This is a genomic window from Streptomyces sp. WELS2, from assembly GCF_013870595.1.
GTDB lineage: Bacteria > Actinomycetota > Actinomycetes > Streptomycetales > Streptomycetaceae > Streptomyces.
Genome location: NZ_JACBWZ010000058.1, coordinates 1 through 16833, shown reverse-complemented (window position 1 = coordinate 16833; position 16833 = coordinate 1). Strand labels below are relative to the sequence as shown.

Genomic DNA, 16833 nt, shown 5'->3' with positions numbered 1-16833 from the left:
GCCCCGCACCCCGCGTCCGGTGAAAGCCCCGCGCTACGCCCCCGGCGAACACTCCCATCTCCGGGATTCCCCGAAGGAGGCTGAGCGTTAGGGTCCATGAATACGGGGGCAGGGGAGTCTCCTGAAACCCCCCGCCAAGCCTCCGGCAGGACGACGTGAGACGGCCCGGCGCCGTCGTAAGACGAGCAGGTGGATACGTGACGAATCTGATGCCCTCCGCCGCCGGCGAGCCTTCCATCGGTGGTGGCCTCGGCGACCAGGTCTACAACCGGCTGCTCAACGAGCGGATCATCTTCCTCGGCCAGCAGGTTGACGACGACATCGCCAACAAGATCACGGCGCAGCTGCTGCTCCTTGCCGCCGATCCGGACAAGGACATCTACCTCTACATCAACAGCCCCGGCGGCTCGGTGACGGCCGGCATGGCGATCTACGACACCATGCAGTACATCCCGAACGACGTGGTCACCATCGCGATGGGCATGGCGGCCTCGATGGGCCAGTTCCTGCTCACCGGCGGCAGCGCCGGCAAGCGCTTCGCCCTGCCGCACGCGGACATCATGATGCACCAGGGCTCCGCCGGCCTCGGCGGTACGGTCTCGGACATCAAGATCCAGGCCGAGTACCTGATGCGCACCAAGAAGCGCATGTCGGAGCTGACCGCTTTCCACTCCGGTCAGTCCGTCGAGACGATCATCCGCGACGGCGACCGCGACCGCTGGTTCACCCCGGAAGAGGCCAAGGAGTACGGTCTCATTGACGAGATCATCACGCACGCCTCGGGTGTTCCGGGAGGCGGCGGCACCGGTGCCTGACCGGCCCGGCCACGCCACGCACCGCCGAGACACCAGCCCCCCGAACGCCACCAGGACGGTGAACCCCATGAGCAACTTCCCCGGCGCCGCCAGCGGTATGTACGAGGGCCCCCGGCCCGACAGCCGCTACGTCATCCCGCGCTTCGTCGAGCGCACCTCCCAGGGCATCCGCGAGTACGACCCGTACGCGAAGCTCTTCGAGGAGCGCGTGATCTTCCTGGGCGTCCAGATCGACGACGCCTCCGCCAACGACGTCATGGCGCAGCTGCTGTGCCTGGAGTCGATGGACCCCGACCGGGACATCTCGATCTACATCAACAGCCCCGGCGGCGACATGACCGCGCTGACGGCGATCTACGACACGATGCAGTTCGTGAAGCCCGACATCCAGACGGTCTGCATGGGCCAGGCGGCCTCCGCCGCGGCCATCCTGCTCGCCGCCGGCACGCCCGGCAAGCGCATGGCGCTGCCGAACTCCCGGGTGCTGATCCACCAGCCGGCCGGCTCCACCGGCCGTGGTCAGCTCTCGGACCTGGAGATCATCGCCAACGAGTTCACCCGGATGCGCGAGCAGCTGGAGAACATGCTGGCCAAGCACTCCAACCGGCCGATCGAGAAGGTCCGCGAGGACATCGAGCGCGACAAGATCCTCACGGCCGAGGAGGCGCTGGAGTACGGCCTCGTCGACCAGATCATCTCCACCCGCAAGCTGAACAACGCCGCCGTCCGCTGACGCGGCACGCGGCACTCCGAGCCCCCCTTGGCGCGGTGCACGGCAAAGTGAACCCTGCCAAGGGGGGCCCGAACACCGGGCCCGGCAAGGTACCGTCGGACATAAGGCAGCACCAGGAGCCGCTGGACTCATGACGTCCAGGCGTCTCCCAGGCGAAGGGGAAGCACACCGTGGCACGCATCGGTGACGGCGGCGATCTGCTCAAGTGCTCGTTCTGCGGCAAGAGCCAGAAGCAGGTCAAGAAGCTCATCGCAGGGCCCGGTGTGTACATCTGCGACGAGTGCATCGATCTCTGCAACGAGATCATCGAGGAAGAGCTCGCGGAGACCAGCGAGGTGCGCTGGGAGGAGCTGCCCAAGCCGCGCGAGATCTACGAGTTCCTCGAGGGCTACGTGGTCGGCCAGGAGGCCGCCAAGAAGGCACTCTCGGTCGCGGTGTACAACCACTACAAGCGGGTCCAGGCGGGCGAGAACGGCGGCGCGAGCGGCCGGGACGACGCGATCGAACTGGCGAAGTCCAACATCCTGCTGCTCGGTCCCACCGGCTCCGGCAAGACCCTGCTGGCACAGACCCTGGCGCGCATGCTGAACGTCCCGTTCGCGATCGCCGACGCCACGGCGCTGACCGAGGCGGGCTATGTCGGCGAGGACGTCGAGAACATCCTGCTGAAGCTGATCCAGGCGGCGGACTACGACGTCAAGAAGGCCGAGACCGGGATCATCTACATCGACGAGATCGACAAGGTCGCCCGCAAGAGCGAGAACCCGTCGATCACCCGGGACGTGAGCGGCGAGGGCGTCCAGCAGGCGCTGCTGAAGATCCTGGAGGGCACGACGGCCTCGGTCCCGCCGCAGGGCGGCCGCAAGCACCCGCACCAGGAGTTCATCCAGATCGACACGACGAACGTGCTGTTCATCGTGGGCGGCGCCTTCGCGGGCCTGGAGAAGATCATCGAGGCCCGGGCCGGCGCCAAGGGCATCGGCTTCGGCGCGACGATCCTGTCCAAGCGCGAGCTGGAGGCCAAGGACGTCTTCGAGGACGTCATGCCGGAGGACCTGGTCAAGTTCGGCATGATCCCCGAGTTCATCGGCCGGCTGCCCGTGATCACATCCGTGCACAACCTGGACCGCGAGGCGCTGCTGAAGATCCTGGTCGAGCCGCGCAACGCCCTGGTCAAGCAGTACCAGCGCCTGTTCGAACTCGACGGCGTGGAGCTGGACTTCGAGCGCGAGGCGCTGGAGGCCATCGCCGACCAGGCCATCCTGCGCCAGACCGGCGCCCGCGGCCTGCGCGCCATCATGGAGGAGGTCCTCCAGGGCGTGATGTACGAGGTCCCGTCCCGCAAGGACGTGGCCCGCGTGGTCATCACCGCCGACGTGGTCCTCTCCAACGTCAACCCCACCCTGATCCCGCGGGACGCCCGCGGCCGGGGCTCGGGCGAGCAGAAGACGGCGTAACCGCCGTACGCGCACGCGAAGAAGGGGCCCCGGTCAGCCGACCGAGGCCCCTTCGCCGTGGCGGAGGCCGTCAGGCCTTCACACGCACCGCGGCGCGGAACTTGGCGGTGAGTTCCGCGTCGGCCGACGGGTCGCTGCTGCGGCCCGCCGCGAGGTTGGCGACGTCCATCGGCATGACCAGGCCGAGGGTGCTGTGGTCGCCCCAGATGCAGATGCTCATCGTCACGTTCTTCGGCCCGCCGTTGCTCGCGCCGGTGGGGGCGCTGGCCTGCTGGCACTTGAGGACCGCGCCGTCGAGCCCGGCCGGCGAGTACGCCTTCGGCTCGCCGTTCAGGGTGACCTCGCTGTCCTTCTCCTCCTGGGCCTTGGTCTTCATGTAGGCGAACATCGCGTCGACGGCCTTCTCGGGGTCGTCGATCGTGCCGTACACACCGCCGAAGTTGATCCTCTTCTTGCTCAGCGGGTTGCTGTCGTCACCGGACTCGTACTCGGCGCTGACGTCCTTCGGATCGTGCACGCCCCACTTCTCGGCGTCCTTCAGATCCTCCTTCGTCATCGTGTCGCTGTCGCCGTCCTTCTTCTTGTACTCGGTCAGCACCGTGGCCGGCGTGGTCAGCTTGTGCGGGCCGTCGTCCGCGACACCGCCCCCGCCGCTGCCGCCGAGCACGAAGTACCCGCCGACCGCCAGTGCGGCCACCACGGCCACCGCGCCGATGATCAGACCGGTCTTCTTCTTCCCGCCGGCCGGCTGCGGCGGCTGCGGCGGCACGCCGTAGGGCTGCTGGCCGTAGGGGTTCGGCTGCTGTCCGTACGGTCCCGGCTGCTGGGGCTGCTGGCCGTACGGGCCCGGCTGCGGGGGCGTGCCCTGCGGGGCGCCCTGCGGCGGCATGCCCTGCTGCGGGTAGCCGTACCCGGGCTGCGGTGCCGGAGGGGCCTGCTGGGGGTAGCCGTAGCCGGGCTGGGGAGCCTGCGGCTGCTGGCCGTAGGGGCCCGGCTGGCCGTACGGCCCAGGCTGCCCCGGCTGGCCGTACGGTCCCGGCTGCTGGGGCGGCTGGCCGTACGGGCCCGGCTGGTTGTTGCTCATTCCTGGGTTCCCCTCCAGAAGCTTATGTGTTCCTGACATCCTGGCCCAGGCCCGGGAAACACACGGCACCGGGGGCCGCACCGTTACAGAACGAAGGCCTTGTCACAGAAGGAACGCGTTTCGGGACGGCCCCGTGACACCTCTAAACTGGCCCCCGTGACCGACAACGCTCAGCAGCAGCCCCCCAAGCCCGACACCGAACTGCCGACCCAGTACGCGCCGGCCGATGTAGAGGGGCCGTTGTACGAGCGCTGGGTAGAGCGGGGTTACTTCGACGCGGACGCCAAGAGCGACAAGCCGCCGTACACCATCGTCATCCCGCCGCCGAACGTCACGGGCAGCCTGCACCTCGGGCACGCCTTCGAGCACACCCTGATCGACGCCCTCACCCGCCGCAAGCGCATGCAGGGCTACGAGACGCTGTGGCAGCCCGGCATGGACCACGCCGGCATCGCCACCCAGAACGTGGTCGAGCGCGAGCTGGGCAAGGAGGGCAAGTCCCGCCACGACCTGGGCCGCGAGGCCTTCGTGGAGCGCGTGTGGCAGTGGAAGGCCGAGTCCGGCGGCCAGATCAGCGGCCAGATGCGCCGCCTCGGCGACGGCGTGGCCTGGTCCCGCGAGCGCTTCACCATGGACGAGGGCCTGTCCAAGGCCGTCCAGACCATCTTCAAGAAGCTCTACGACGACGAGCTGATCTACCGCGCCGAGCGCATCATCAACTGGTGCCCGCGCTGTCTGACGGCCATCTCGGACATCGAGGTCGAGTACCAGGACGACGACGGCGAGCTGGTCTCCATGCGCTACGGCGACGGGGAGGACTCCATCGTCGTGGCCACCACCCGCGCCGAGACGATGCTCGGTGACACGGCCGTCGCCGTCCACCCCGACGACGAGCGCTACAAGCACCTCGTCGGCAAGCTCATCCGGCTGCCGCTGACCGACCGCTCCATCCCGGTCGTCGCCGACACCCACGTCGACCCGGAGTTCGGCACCGGCGCCGTCAAGGTCACCCCGGCCCACGACCCGAACGACTTCGAGATCGGCCAGCGCCACGACCTGCCGTCCATCACCGTGATGGACGAGCACGCCGTCATCACCGTCCACGGCCCCTTCCAGGGCATGGACCGCCTGGAGGCCCGCTCGGCGATCGTCGCCGCGCTGCGCGCCGAGGGCCGGATCGTCGCCGAGAAGCGGCCCTACGTCCACTCCGTCGGCCACTGCTCGCGCTGCAAGACCACCATCGAGCCGCGCCTGTCGATGCAGTGGTGGGTGAAGGTCGGCCCGCTGGCCAAGGCCGCCGGCGACGCCGTCCGCGACGGCAAGGTCAAGATCCATCCGCAGGAGATGGAGAAGCGGTACTTCGACTGGGTCGACAACCTCCACGACTGGTGCATCTCGCGCCAGCTGTGGTGGGGCCACCGCATCCCGGTGTGGTACGGCCCGAACGGCGAGGTCGTCTGCGTCGGCCCCGACGAAGAGCCGCCGGCCGGCGAGGGCTGGCGCCAGGACACCGACGTCCTCGACACCTGGTTCTCCTCCGGCCTGTGGCCGTTCTCCACCCTCGGCTGGCCCGAGCGGACCGAGTCGCTCGCGAAGTTCTACCCGAACTCCGTCCTGGTCACCGGCTACGACATCCTCTTCTTCTGGGTCGCCCGGATGATGATGTTCGGCCTGTACGCGATGGACGGCACCCCGCCGTTCCACACCATCGCCCTGCACGGCATGGTCCGCGACCAGTTCGGCAAGAAGATGTCGAAGTCCTTCGGCAACGCGGTCAACCCGCTGGACTGGATGGACAAGTACGGCTCCGACGCCCTGCGCTTCACCCTGGCCCGCGGCGCCAACCCGGGCGTGGACGTGCCGATCGGCGAGGACTGGGTCCAGGGTTCGCGCAACTTCGCCAACAAGATCTGGAACGCGACCCGCTTCGCGCTGATGAACGGCGCGACGGTCCAGGGCCCGCTGCCGGAGCCGGCGAAGATGTCCGCGACCGACCGCTGGATCCTCTCCCGGCTGAACTCGGTGGTCGCCGAAGTCGACGCCTACTACGACGACTTCCAGTTCGCCAAGCTCTCCGACGCCCTCTTCCACTTCGCGTGGGACGAGGTCTTCGACTGGTACGTGGAGCTGTCCAAGACCGTCTTCCAGGCGGGCGGCGAGCCGGCCGAGGTCTCCCAGCGCGTCCTCGGCGAGGTCCTCGACGTCACGCTGCGGCTGCTGCACCCGGTGGTCCCGTTCGTCACGGAGACCCTGTGGACCACGCTGACCGGCGGCGAGTCGGTCGTGATCGCCGACTGGCCGACCGACAGCGGCTTCCGGGACCCGGCGGCCGAGCAGGAGATCTCCACCCTCCAGTCGGTCATCACCGAGGTCCGCCGCTTCCGCGCCGACCAGGGCCTCCAGCCGGGTCAGCGGGTCCCGGCCCGCCTGACCCTGGACGGTACGGCCCTCGCCCCGCACGAGGCGGCCATCCGCCAGCTGCTGCGGCTCCAGCCCGAGGGCGAGACCTTCACGGCCACGGCGACCCTGCCGGTGGCGGGCGCCGAGGTGGCGCTCGACCTCTCCGGCACGATCGACGTCGCCGCGGAGCGCAAGCGCCTGGCCAAGGACCTGGCGGCGGCCCAGAAGGAGCGCCAGCAGGCCGAGGCCAAGCTCGGCAACGAGGCGTTCCTCGCCAAGGCCCCGGACCAGGTCGTGGACAAGATCCGCACCCGCCTGGCCAAGGCGGACGAGGACATCGCCCGCATCACCGCGCAGCTCGAGAAGTTGCCGCAGGCGTGAGCCGTCGCCGAAGGCCCCGGCACCCTCGAGGCGCCGGGGCCTTCGGCGTACCCCGTCAGGGACGGGGAGCGAGTGGGGCCCGCACCCGCGCGGCCCCTTCCACAGGGGTGCCGAGCCACCGCACCCTTTGTCGGTCCCGCTCCGTAGACTGGCACCGTGAGCGACCCGAACGGTACCGACCAGCCCGACCCCCTCGACAGCTTCGACGAGATCATCGAAGCCGAGACCACCCGCGACCCCGACCTCGCGGTGATCGAGGCCGGCAGCCGCACCCTGCGCACCCAGGGCGGCCCGCCGCAGGCCGACGTACCCGCGCGCCCCGAGGACCCCGAGGTCGACCAGGCGCTGCGCGAGGTCGAGGCCGAACTGGCCACCCGCTGGGGCGAGACCAAGCTGGAGCCCTCGGTCGCCAGGATCTCCGCGCTGATGGACGTCCTCGGCGAGCCCCAGCGCTCGTACCCCTCGATCCACATCACGGGCACGAACGGCAAGACCTCCACCGCCCGCATGATCGAGGCCCTGCTCGGCGCGTTCGAACTGCGCACCGGGCGGTACACCAGCCCGCACGTGCAGTCGATCACCGAGCGGATCAGCCTGGACGGCGCCCCGATCTCCGCCGAGCGGTTCGTCGAGACGTACCAGGACATCAAGCCGTACGTCGAGATGGTGGACGGACAGCAGGAGTACCGGCTCTCCTTCTTCGAGGTCCTCACCGGCATGGCGTACGCCGCGTTCGCCGACGCGCCCGTGGACGTCGCCGTCGTCGAGGTCGGCATGGGCGGCTCCTGGGACGCCACCAACGTGATCGACGGCGACGTGGCCGTGGTGACCCCCATCGGCCTGGACCACACCGACCGGCTCGGCGGCACCACCGCGGAGATCGCCGGCGAGAAGAGCGGCATCATCAAGCAGGACGCGACCGTCATCCTGGCCCAGCAGCCGGTGGACGCGGCGCAGGTGCTGCTGAAGAAGGCCGTCGAGGTGGACGCCACGGTCGCCCGCGAGGGGCTGGAGTTCGGCGTCACCGCCCGGCAGGTCGCCGTCGGCGGGCAGCTGCTGACCCTGCGCGGCCTCGGCGGCGAGTACCCGGAGGTCTACCTCCCGCTGCACGGCGCCCACCAGGCGCACAACGCGGCCGTCGCGCTCGCCGCCGTCGAGGCGTTCTTCGGCGTCGGCGCCCAGCGCGCGGAGCCGCTGGACATCGACACCGTGCGCAAGGCGTTCGCGGCCGTCTCCTCCCCGGGCCGTCTGGAGGTCGTCCGGCGCTCCCCGACGGTCGTGCTGGACGCGGCGCACAACCCGGCGGGCGCCGAGGCCACCGCGGAGGCGGTGCGGGAGGCGTTCGACTTCAGCCGGCTGATCGGGGTCGTGGGCGCGAGCGGGGACAAGAACGTGCGGGGGCTGCTGGAGGCCTTCGAGCCGATCTTCGCCGAGGTCGTCGTCACCCGGAACTCCAGCCAGCGCGCCATGGACGTGGACGAGCTGGCCGCGATCGCCGTGGAGGTCTTCGGCGAAGAGCGGGTGCAGGTCGAGCCGCGGCTGCCGGACGCCCTGGAGGCCGCGATCACGCTGGCCGAGGAGGAGGGCGAGTTCGCGGGCGGCGGTGTGCTCGTCACCGGTTCCGTCATCACGGTCGGCGAGGCCCGGCTGCTGCTGGGGAAGGGCTGAGAGACGAGATGCGTACGCTCTGTGCGTCGACCCTGATCGGCGAGTTCTTCATCATCGGCTTCGCCGGGCTGGTCGCGATGAAGGACCCCGGCCTGGCCACGTCGACGGTGTGGCTGGTCAGCGGCATCGCCATGCTGCTGTGTGTGCTGCTGTGCGGCGTGGTGACCCGCCCGGGCGGGGTGGCCCTCGGCTGGGCCCTGCAGATCGCCCTGATCGCCTCCGGCGTCTTCGTGCCGACCATGTACTTCATGGGCGCGGTCTTCGCGGCGCTGTGGTGGGCGTCGGTGCACTTCGGGAGAAAGGTGGACGAGGCGAAGGCCCGCTTCGCGGCGGGGTCGCCCTCGTCCTCCTCCCCGGCTGACGCTGCGTGACGAAGGCTCCGGCACGCCCTGTAACCTCGTGCCACCGCACCCGTAAGTCGTGTAAGGAGCCCCTCGTGAGCCAGCGCACCCTTGTCCTCCTCAAGCCGGACGCCGTCCGCCGTGGGCTGACCGGTGAGATCATCGGCCGTATCGAGCGCAAGGCCGGCTGGCAGATCACCGCGCTGGAGCTGCGCACCCTGGACCGCGCCACGCTGGAGCAGCACTACGCCGAGCACGTGGGCAAGCCGTTCTACGAGCCGCTGGTGGAGTTCATGTCCTCCGGCCCGGTCGTCGCGCTGATCGTGGAGGGCGAGCGGGTGATCGAGGGCGTGCGTCAGCTGGCCGGCCCGACCGACCCCGTCGCCGCCGCGCCCGGCTCCATCCGCGGCGACTTCGGTGTGATCGTCCGCGAGAACCTGATCCACGCCTCGGACTCGGAGGAGTCCGCCGAGCGCGAGGTGAAGATCTTCTTCCCCGGCCGCGCGTAAAGCCCATGGCGGTGGCGGAGAAGGTCCGGGCGCGGTCCCGGGCCTTTCCCGCACCCTGATCCGGGACCGGCCGCATGCTCCGCGCATTTGAGGGAACGCACGCCCCCGAACGCCCGTCTCCACAAGCGAGGCGGCACGCCATCTGGTGACAATGGCGGAGACCCTCGCGCAGTGTTCGTGGCGGCGCGTTTACGATGGAAGCCTTCACGTCACAGCACCCGCCTCGCCTACCTGACATGCCCTCAAAAGCGCAGGAAGGCCAGATGAATCCGGATGGGGAACTCAATGTCGTTCATCGGCCGTGACATGGCTGTCGACCTCGGGACCGCCAACACGCTGGTGTACGTCAGGGGTCGCGGAATCGTACTGAACGAGCCGTCCGTCGTCGCGATCAACACCAACACGGGTGGAATCCTGGCGGTCGGTTCGGAAGCCAAGAAGATGATCGGCCGGACGCCGGGCAACATCGTGGCCGTGCGCCCGCTGAAGGACGGTGTGATCGCCGACTTCGAGATCACCGAGCGGATGCTCCGCTACTTCATCCTGAAGATCCACAAGCGGCGTTACCTCGCCCGGCCGCGGGTCGTGGTCTGCGTGCCCTCGGGCATCACGGGAGTCGAGCGCCGCGCGGTCATCGAGGCGTCCTCCCAGGCCGGCGCCCGCCAGGTGCACATCATCGAGGAGCCCATGGCCGCCGCCATCGGCTCCGGGCTGCCGGTGCACGAGGCCACGGGCAACATGGTGGTGGACATCGGCGGCGGCACCACGGAGGTCGCGGTCATCTCGCTCGGCGGGATCGTCACCGCCCAGTCCATCCGCGTCGCCGGGGACGAGCTGGACAACGCGATCATCCAGTACATCAAGAAGGAGTACAGCCTTCTGCTGGGCGAGCGCACCGCCGAGCAGATCAAGATCACGATCGGTTCGGCGTACGACCTGGACACCGACGAGCACACCGAGGTCCGCGGCCGCGACCTGGTGTCCGGGCTGCCGAAGACGGTCGTCATCTCGGCGGCCGAGGTCCGCAAGGCGATCGAGGAGCCGGTCAACGCGATCGTGGACGCGGTGAAGACCACCCTCGACAAGTGCCCGCCGGAGCTCTCCGGCGACATCATGGACCGGGGAATCGTTCTGACCGGCGGCGGAGCGCTGCTGCGCGGGCTGGACGAGCGGCTGCGCCGGGAGACGGGCATGCCGATCCACATCGCCGAGGACCCGCTGGACAGCGTCGCGCTCGGCTCCGGCAAGTGCGTCGAGGAGTTCGAGGCGCTCCAGCAGGTCCTGGACGCCCAGCCGCGCAGATGACGTCACTCCTCCATTCCGCCGTACGAGACGTTCTCCTCTCGTGCGGCGGATCGTTGATATAGAGGCATACGCTCCCCCTATTGGGCCTCTTGGGTTTGCGCAGCGCATTCGCGTTTTCCGAAGGGCCCGCCGAATTCCTACTTGAGGAAGGGCACGGCCGCCGCACGTGAGGGACACGAAAGAGAGCCGGCTGCTCCTGGTCCTGCTGGTCGCCATCGCGTTCGCGCTGATCACGGTGGACATCCGAGGAGGACGGAACTCCCCGGTCGACGGTGCCCGGCACGCCGCCGCGGCGGTCTTCGGCCCCGTCGAGGACGGGCTGTCCGGTGTGGTCGACCCGGTCGGGAACGCCGTCTCCGCCGTCCGCGACTCGGGCGGCCGGCACGACCGGCTCGCCGCGCTGGAGAAGGAGAACGCGGCCCTCAAGGCCAAGCTCGGCAGCGACGACCGCAACCGCAGCCGCCTCAAGCAGCTCGACAAGCTGATGAAGATCGCCGGTGAGGGCCAGTACGCCATCAAGGGAGCCCAGGTCATCGCCATCGGGTCGGCGCAGGGCTTCTCCTGGACCATCACCATCGACGCGGGCGCCGACGACGGCATCAGGCGGGACATGACCGTCCTCAACGGGGACGGCCTCGTCGGCCGGGTCACCACCGTCGGCCCCAGCACCTCCACCGTGCTGCTCGCCAACGACCCGGACTTCACCGTCGGCACCCGCATCGAGGGCAACGACGAACTCGGCTTCGCCTCCGGCCAGGGTGACCGTCCGCTGCGCGTGGAACTGCTCAACGGCAAGGCGGAGGTGAAGAAGGGCGACCGGCTCGTCACCTTCGGCTCGCAGGCCGACAAGCCGTTCGTGCCCGGCGTCCCGGTCGGCGTGGTCTCCCGCGTCGACCCCTCCGGCGGCGGCCTCACCCGCACCCTGTACGTCACCCCGTACGTCGGCTTCACCAAGCTCGACATCGTCGGCGTGGTCGTGCGGGGCCCCAAGAAGGACCCGCGGGACACCGTGCTCCCGGCCAAGCCGAAGCCGGTGCCGACGCCGACCGTGACCGTCACGGTGACCCCGTCGGCCGGCGCCTCCGTCCCGGACGGCGGCGGCAACGACGGCAACACCGACACCGCCAGCGACGAGCAGCAGTAGGAGCCGAATCCCATGCGTGTCAACCGGATCCTGCTCTCTAGCGCGCTGGTCGTGGTGGCCCTGGTGATCCAGGTCAGCGTCCTGGCCCGGCTGCACCTGCCGGGCGCGGTGCCCGACCTGCTGCTGCTGACCGTCCTCGGCCTGGCGATGGTGTACGGCCATGTGGGCGGCGCCCTCGTGGGGTTCGGCGCCGGCCTGCTCGCCGACCTGGCCCCGCCCGCCGACCACGCGGCCGGCCGCTACGCGCTCGTGCTGTGCGTCACCGGTTACTTCGCCGGTCTGATCCGGCCGGAGAACGGCCGGCTGAAGTCGGCGACCGGTCCGATGGCCGTCGTGGTCGCCGCCGCCGTCGGCTCCACCCTGCTCTACGCCGGGGTGGGCGCCCTGGTCGGCGACACCGCCGCCCGCCATGTCGGCCTGCCCGGGCTGCTGTTCTCGGCCGCCCTGTACGACCTGCTGCTCGCCCCCTTCGTGGTGCCCGGGGTGATGTGGCTGGCCCGCCGCGCCGACAACGACCCGCTCACCGAGACCGGCCCCGCCGCCAAGGCCGGTGACATCTCCTCCGGCTGGCTGTCCTCCGGCACCGGCCTGCGCGTCGGCGGCCAGCGCGGCGGCCTCGGCGCGCTGAAGGCCAAGGCCCGCACCCGCTCCGCCCGGGTCGGCCGCATCAAGGGGGTCAAGCGGCTGTGAGCGGCGACGGGTTCGCACCGGGCGAGTTCACTCGAACGGGTCGGCTTTCCTGGAACGGGAGTTCACAGGCCGGTCGTTCATCATGCGTACGGGGGCGGCGGGCCGGCGCCCGGGCGCCTCGTACGCCCATGGCACGCACCGACGTCCGCGCGCGGACGTCCGCGCACTGAGAGGGGGAGACAGCCGCAGTGACCAACATTCCCGAGACCGGTCGGACCCCGCGGGTCCAGATCCGGCTCGTCGTGATCCAGATCCTCGTCCTCTCCCTCCTCGGCACGCTCGGCGGCCGGCTGTGGTACCTCCAGATCCGCGAGGGCGCGGAGTACCAGAAGAAGGCGTCGGGCAACCACGTCCAGCAGGTGGTCCAGCCCGCCGTGCGCGGGGACATCCTGGACGCCCGCGGCGTGCCCCTCGCGGACAACGAGACGCGGCTGGTGGTCTCCGCCTCCCGCACCGACCTGACCAAGCAGAAGGACGACGGCAAGGCCGTCCTCACCAAGCTGGCCGGCGTCCTCGGCATGAGCCCGACGGAGGTCATGCAGAAGGTCCGGCTGTGCGACGCCAAGACCCCCCGGCCCTGCTGGAACGGCTCGCCGTACCAGCCGATCCCGATCACCGACGAGGCCACGCCCCGGCAGGCCCTGCAGATCCGTGAGCGCTCCGAGGACTTCCCCGGCATCACCGCCGAACCCGAGGCCGTGCGCCGCTACCCGGGCCCCGGCAAGTCCAACGCCGCGCAGGTGCTCGGCTACCTCTCGCCCGTCACCGACGAGGAGATCCAGAAGGCCAAGGACACCGACTCGCCGTACCTGCGCTCCGACATGGTCGGCCGCTCCGGTCTGGAGCGGACGTACGACAAGGTGCTGCGCGGCAAGGCCGGCGTCACCCGCTACGAGGTCGACAACCTCGGCCGGGTCATCGGCAAGGCCCAGTCGGAGGCGGCCGAGCCCGGTTCCAACCTGGTGACCAGCATCGACTCCCGTGTCCAGCGCGTCGCGGAGTACGAGCTGGACAAGGCGATGAAGGCCGCCCGCCAGCAGTACGACAAGATCACCGGCACCAACTACAAGGCCGACTCCGGTGCCGTGGTGGTGATGGAGGCCAAGACCGGCCGGATCGTCGCGATGGCCTCCGCGCCGACCTACGACCCGAACGTCTGGGTCGGCGGCATCTCCGCCAAGGACTACAAAGCCCTCACCGGCAAGGACTCCGACTATCCGCTGCTGAACCGGGCCATACAGGGTCAGGCCGCGCCCGGCTCGACGTTCAAGGTGATCTCCACGGCCGCCGCCGTCGAGGCCGGATACCCCTTCGACGGGCGCTACCCGTGCACCAGCTCCTACTCGGTGGGCAGCCAGGTCTTCAAGAACTTCGAGGGCGAGAACTTCGGCCCCATCTCCCTGGGCCGCGCCCTGGAGGTCTCCTGCGACACCGTCTTCTACTACCTGGCCGACAAGGAGTGGAAGAAGGACGGCGGCAGCAGCCCCAAGGGCCGCCCCAAGGACTACTTCTACAAGGCCGCCCACCAGTTCGGCCTCGGCAAGGAGACCGGCGTCGACCTGCCCAACGAGGTCACCGGCCGCGTCCCCGACCGCCGCTGGAAGCAGGCGTACTGGGAGGCCAACAAGGACGCCTGGTGCAAGACCGGCAAGAAGGACGGCTCGTACGTCGAGAAGATCGCCTACGAGAACTGCCTCGAAGGCAACAAGATGCGCGAGGGCGACTCGATCAACTACTCCATCGGCCAGGGCGACACGCTCGTCACGCCGATCCAGGAGGCCGTGATCTACGGCGCCGTCGCCAACGGCGGCACGATGTACCAGCCGACCATCGGCAAGGCGATCATCAGCCCCGACGGCAAGACCGTGCGGGAGATCAAGCCCACGAAGCGCGGGAAGCTCCCGGTCGGCCAGGCCACCCTCAAGGGCATGGACGACGCCTTCGCCGGCGTCATCACCCGCGGTACGGCGGCCTGGAAGTTCGGCGGCTGGCCCCAGGACAGGATCCCGCTGCACGCCAAGACCGGTACGGCGGAGGTCTACGGCAAGCAGACCACGTCCTGGCTGGCCACCTACTCCAAGGACTACACGGTGATCATGACGATCGCCCAGGCCGGTACGGGTTCCGGCGCCTCCGGTGAGGCCGTGCGCAACATCTACAGCGCGCTCTACGGCGTGCGGGGCGACGGCTCCGTCGACGACAGGAAGGCGCTGCTGCCCCAGCCGCAGAAGGGCCTGCCCAAGGTCCGCACGGACGGCACCATCGCCGCCCCGAGGATCACCGGCGATCCGGCGAAGGAGGCCGAGACCGCCCAGAAGGACAACCCGACCAACGGCGACGACCAGCAGCCCGCGGGCACCACGCCGTCGCCCACGACCGGCAACCGCGACACCCGCAGGCGCCGCGGGCGCCGGTCCCGGGGAAGCCGGAGGATGCCCTCATGACCGGCACGAACAGCTTCTCCGTCTCCCGGTACGGCCCCGAACGGCCCGGCTGGACCAGGCTCTTCGCCCGCGACTCGCTCACCCGCCGGCTGGACTGGCCGATCCTGCTGGCGGCCACCGCGCTGTCCCTGCTGGGCTCGCTGCTGGTGTACTCGGCGACCCGCAACCGCACCGAGCTGAACCAGGGCGACCCGTACTTCTTCCTGCTGCGGCACCTGATGAACCTCGGCATCGGGATCGGCCTGATGATCGCCACGATCTGGCTCGGCCACCGCGCCCTGCGCAACGCCGTGCCGATCCTCTACGGCCTGTCGGTGCTCCTCGCCCTGGTCGTCCTCACCCCGCTCGGGGCGACGATCAACGGCCAGCGCAACTGGCTGGTCATCGCCGGTTTCTCGCTCCAGCCGGCCGAGTTCCTCAAGATCTCGATCATCCTGGGCATGGCCATGCTGCTGGCGGCGCGGGTGGACGCGGGCGACAAGTCGTACCCCGACCACCGGACGGTCTTCCAGTCGCTGTGCCTGGCCGCCGTACCGATCATGATCCTGCTGCTCATGCCCGACCTCGGCTCGGTGCTGGCCATGGTGGCGATCATCCTGGGCGTGCTGCTGGCCTCCGGTTCCTCCAACCGCTGGGTGTTCGGCCTGCTCGCCGCCGGCGTGGTCGGCTGTGTGGCGATCTGGCAGCTGCACATCCTGGACGAGTACCAGATCAACCGGTTCGCGGCCTTCGCCAACCCGGACCTGGACCCCTCGGGCGTCGGCTACAACACCAACCAGGCGCGCATCGCCATCGGCTCCGGCGGTCTGACGGGAGCCGGGCTCTTCCACGGCTCGCAGACCACCGGCCAGTTCGTGCCCGAGCAGCAGACGGACTTCGTGTTCACGGTCGCGGGGGAGGAGCTGGGCTTCGTCGGCGCCGGTCTCATCATCTTCCTGCTCGGGCTGCTGCTGTGGCGCGCCTGCCGGATAGCGCGCGACTCGACCGAGCTGTACGGGACGATCGTGGCCGCCGGGATCGTCGCCTGGTTCGCCTTCCAGTCCTTCGAGAACATCGGCATGACCCTCGGCATCATGCCGGTCACCGGTCTGCCCCTGCCGTTCGTGTCGTACGGCGGCTCGTCGATGTTCGCCGTGTGGGTGGCCGTGGGACTGCTCCAGTCGATCAAGGTGCAGCGGCCGATGTCGGCGTAGTTCTCCCGGCGGCGGCGCCCCCTGCCGCGGCGGCGCCGCCGCCACTAGATTCGGTACATGGCGGACACGAAACGAGAGATCGAGCGCAAGTACGAAGCCGACGACGGTGAACTGCCCGACCTGACCGGCGTGGGTCCGGTGGCCGCCGTCCACGACCGGGGCGTGGCCGAGCTGGACGCCACGTATTACGACACCGCCGACGAGCGCCTGGCCGAGGACTCGCTCACCCTGCGCCGGCGCACCGGGGGCTCGGACGCCGGCTGGCACCTGAAGTTCCCCGTCGCCCCCGGGGTCCGCGACGAGATCCGGGCCCCGCTCGGCGACAGCGTTCCCGAGGAGATCGCCGCCCTGGTCCGCTCCCGGGTCCGGGGCCGCGAGCTGGTGCCGCTGGTCCGGCTGCGCTCGGCGCGGGACGTACGGCACCTGGTGGACGCGGGGGGCACCCTGCTGGCCGAGGCCAGCGTCGACACCGTGACCGCCGAGCGGCTGACCGGTCCGGGCGGGACCGCCCGGTGGACCGAGATCGAGGTGGAACTGGCCGACGGCGGTGACCCGGCCCTGCTCGACCGGCTGGAGAAGCGGCTGCGCAAGGCCGGGGTCCGGCCGGCCGCCGCCGCGTCGAAACTGGCCCGCGCCCTGGCGGAGACCGCGCCGGACCGCCCCGGGAGA

14 protein-coding genes are annotated in these 16833 nt (G+C 70.0%); 13 read left to right on the top strand and 1 reads right to left on the bottom strand.

Annotated features, from left to right (window positions below):
- Positions 1 to 209 precede the first annotated feature (209 nt).
- The 3 genes from H5J33_RS06275 to clpX all read left to right on the top strand — a co-directional run bounded on the left by H5J33_RS06275 (position 210) and on the right by clpX (position 3005).
- The gene (locus H5J33_RS06275) at positions 210 to 815 is read left to right on the top strand and encodes an ATP-dependent Clp protease proteolytic subunit (protein ID WP_030790409.1); all 606 of its coding nucleotides are present in this window, start codon (positions 210 to 212) and stop codon (positions 813 to 815) included.
- Positions 816 to 882: 67 nt separating this feature from the next.
- The gene (locus tag H5J33_RS06270) at positions 883 to 1548 is read left to right on the top strand and encodes an ATP-dependent Clp protease proteolytic subunit (protein ID WP_181793786.1); all 666 of its coding nucleotides are present in this window, start codon (positions 883 to 885) and stop codon (positions 1546 to 1548) included.
- 170 nt (positions 1549 to 1718) lie between these two features.
- Positions 1719 to 3005, top strand: a complete 1287-nt coding sequence (clpX, locus tag H5J33_RS06265; RefSeq protein ID WP_014672712.1) for an ATP-dependent Clp protease ATP-binding subunit ClpX — start codon at positions 1719 to 1721, stop codon at positions 3003 to 3005.
- Positions 3006 to 3075: 70 nt separating this feature from the next.
- On the opposite strand, the gene H5J33_RS06260 is transcribed toward clpX, so the two are convergent.
- Positions 3076 to 4089 (bottom strand): hypothetical protein, encoded by a 1014-nt coding sequence (locus H5J33_RS06260; protein ID WP_181793784.1) that lies wholly within the window; start codon positions 4087 to 4089, stop codon positions 3076 to 3078.
- Positions 4090 to 4245: 156 nt separating this feature from the next.
- Here H5J33_RS06260 and H5J33_RS06255 point away from each other — a divergent pair, with 156 nt between their 5' ends.
- From H5J33_RS06255 to H5J33_RS06210, 10 genes are all read left to right on the top strand, one after another.
- Positions 4246 to 6870, top strand: a complete 2625-nt coding sequence (locus tag H5J33_RS06255; protein ID WP_181793783.1) for a valine--tRNA ligase — start codon at positions 4246 to 4248, stop codon at positions 6868 to 6870.
- A gap of 156 nt (positions 6871 to 7026) precedes the next feature.
- Positions 7027 to 8538: a folylpolyglutamate synthase/dihydrofolate synthase family protein gene (locus tag H5J33_RS06250; protein ID WP_181793781.1), complete on the top strand. Its 1512-nt coding sequence runs from the start codon at positions 7027 to 7029 to the stop codon at positions 8536 to 8538.
- Between the two features lie 8 nt (positions 8539 to 8546).
- Positions 8547 to 8909, top strand: coding sequence for a DUF4233 domain-containing protein (locus H5J33_RS06245; protein ID WP_181793779.1), 363 nt, complete (start codon positions 8547 to 8549; stop codon positions 8907 to 8909).
- Positions 8910 to 8974: 65 nt separating this feature from the next.
- Complete coding sequence (gene ndk, locus H5J33_RS06240) at positions 8975 to 9388, top strand: nucleoside-diphosphate kinase (RefSeq protein ID WP_181793777.1); 414 nt, start codon at positions 8975 to 8977, stop codon at positions 9386 to 9388.
- Positions 9389 to 9673: 285 nt separating this feature from the next.
- Entirely contained in the window at positions 9674 to 10693 is a 1020-nt protein-coding gene (locus tag H5J33_RS06235; RefSeq protein WP_030790429.1) for a rod shape-determining protein, read from the top strand.
- A 166-nt stretch (positions 10694 to 10859) separates the two neighbouring features.
- Entirely contained in the window at positions 10860 to 11837 is a 978-nt protein-coding gene (gene mreC, locus H5J33_RS06230; protein ID WP_181793775.1) for a rod shape-determining protein MreC, read from the top strand.
- A gap of 12 nt (positions 11838 to 11849) precedes the next feature.
- The gene (gene mreD / locus H5J33_RS06225) at positions 11850 to 12527 is read left to right on the top strand and encodes a rod shape-determining protein MreD (protein WP_181793773.1); all 678 of its coding nucleotides are present in this window, start codon (positions 11850 to 11852) and stop codon (positions 12525 to 12527) included.
- A gap of 188 nt (positions 12528 to 12715) precedes the next feature.
- Positions 12716 to 14971 carry a penicillin-binding protein 2 gene (gene mrdA, locus H5J33_RS06220; protein WP_181793771.1) on the top strand — a complete coding sequence of 752 codons (2256 nt, stop codon included), beginning with the start codon at positions 12716 to 12718 and terminating at the stop codon, positions 14969 to 14971.
- A complete protein-coding gene (gene rodA, locus H5J33_RS06215) occupies positions 14968 to 16164 on the top strand; it encodes a rod shape-determining protein RodA (protein ID WP_181793769.1) in 1197 nt (398 codons plus the stop codon). The genes mrdA and rodA overlap by 4 nt, the downstream gene beginning before the upstream one ends.
- Before the next feature lie 57 nt (positions 16165 to 16221).
- A partial coding sequence (locus tag H5J33_RS06210) for a CYTH domain-containing protein (RefSeq protein ID WP_181793767.1) occupies positions 16222 to 16833 on the top strand: 612 nt, incomplete at its 3' end.

Bases quoted from the DNA above. Each gene is read 5' to 3' on its own strand.
- H5J33_RS06275 (WP_030790409.1), top strand. From the start codon at position 210: ATGCCCTCCGCCGCCGGCGAGCCTTCCATCGGTGGTGGCCTCGGCGAC.
- H5J33_RS06270 (WP_181793786.1), top strand. From the start codon at position 883: ATGAGCAACTTCCCCGGCGCCGCCAGCGGTATGTACGAGGGCCCCCGG.
- H5J33_RS06260 (WP_181793784.1), bottom strand. From the start codon at position 4,089: ATGAGCAACAACCAGCCGGGCCCGTACGGCCAGCCGCCCCAGCAGCCG.
- H5J33_RS06245 (WP_181793779.1), top strand. From the start codon at position 8,547: ATGCGTACGCTCTGTGCGTCGACCCTGATCGGCGAGTTCTTCATCATC.
- H5J33_RS06235 (WP_030790429.1), top strand. From the start codon at position 9,674: ATGTCGTTCATCGGCCGTGACATGGCTGTCGACCTCGGGACCGCCAAC.
- mreD (WP_181793773.1), top strand. From the start codon at position 11,850: ATGCGTGTCAACCGGATCCTGCTCTCTAGCGCGCTGGTCGTGGTGGCC.
- rodA (WP_181793769.1), top strand. From the start codon at position 14,968: ATGACCGGCACGAACAGCTTCTCCGTCTCCCGGTACGGCCCCGAACGG.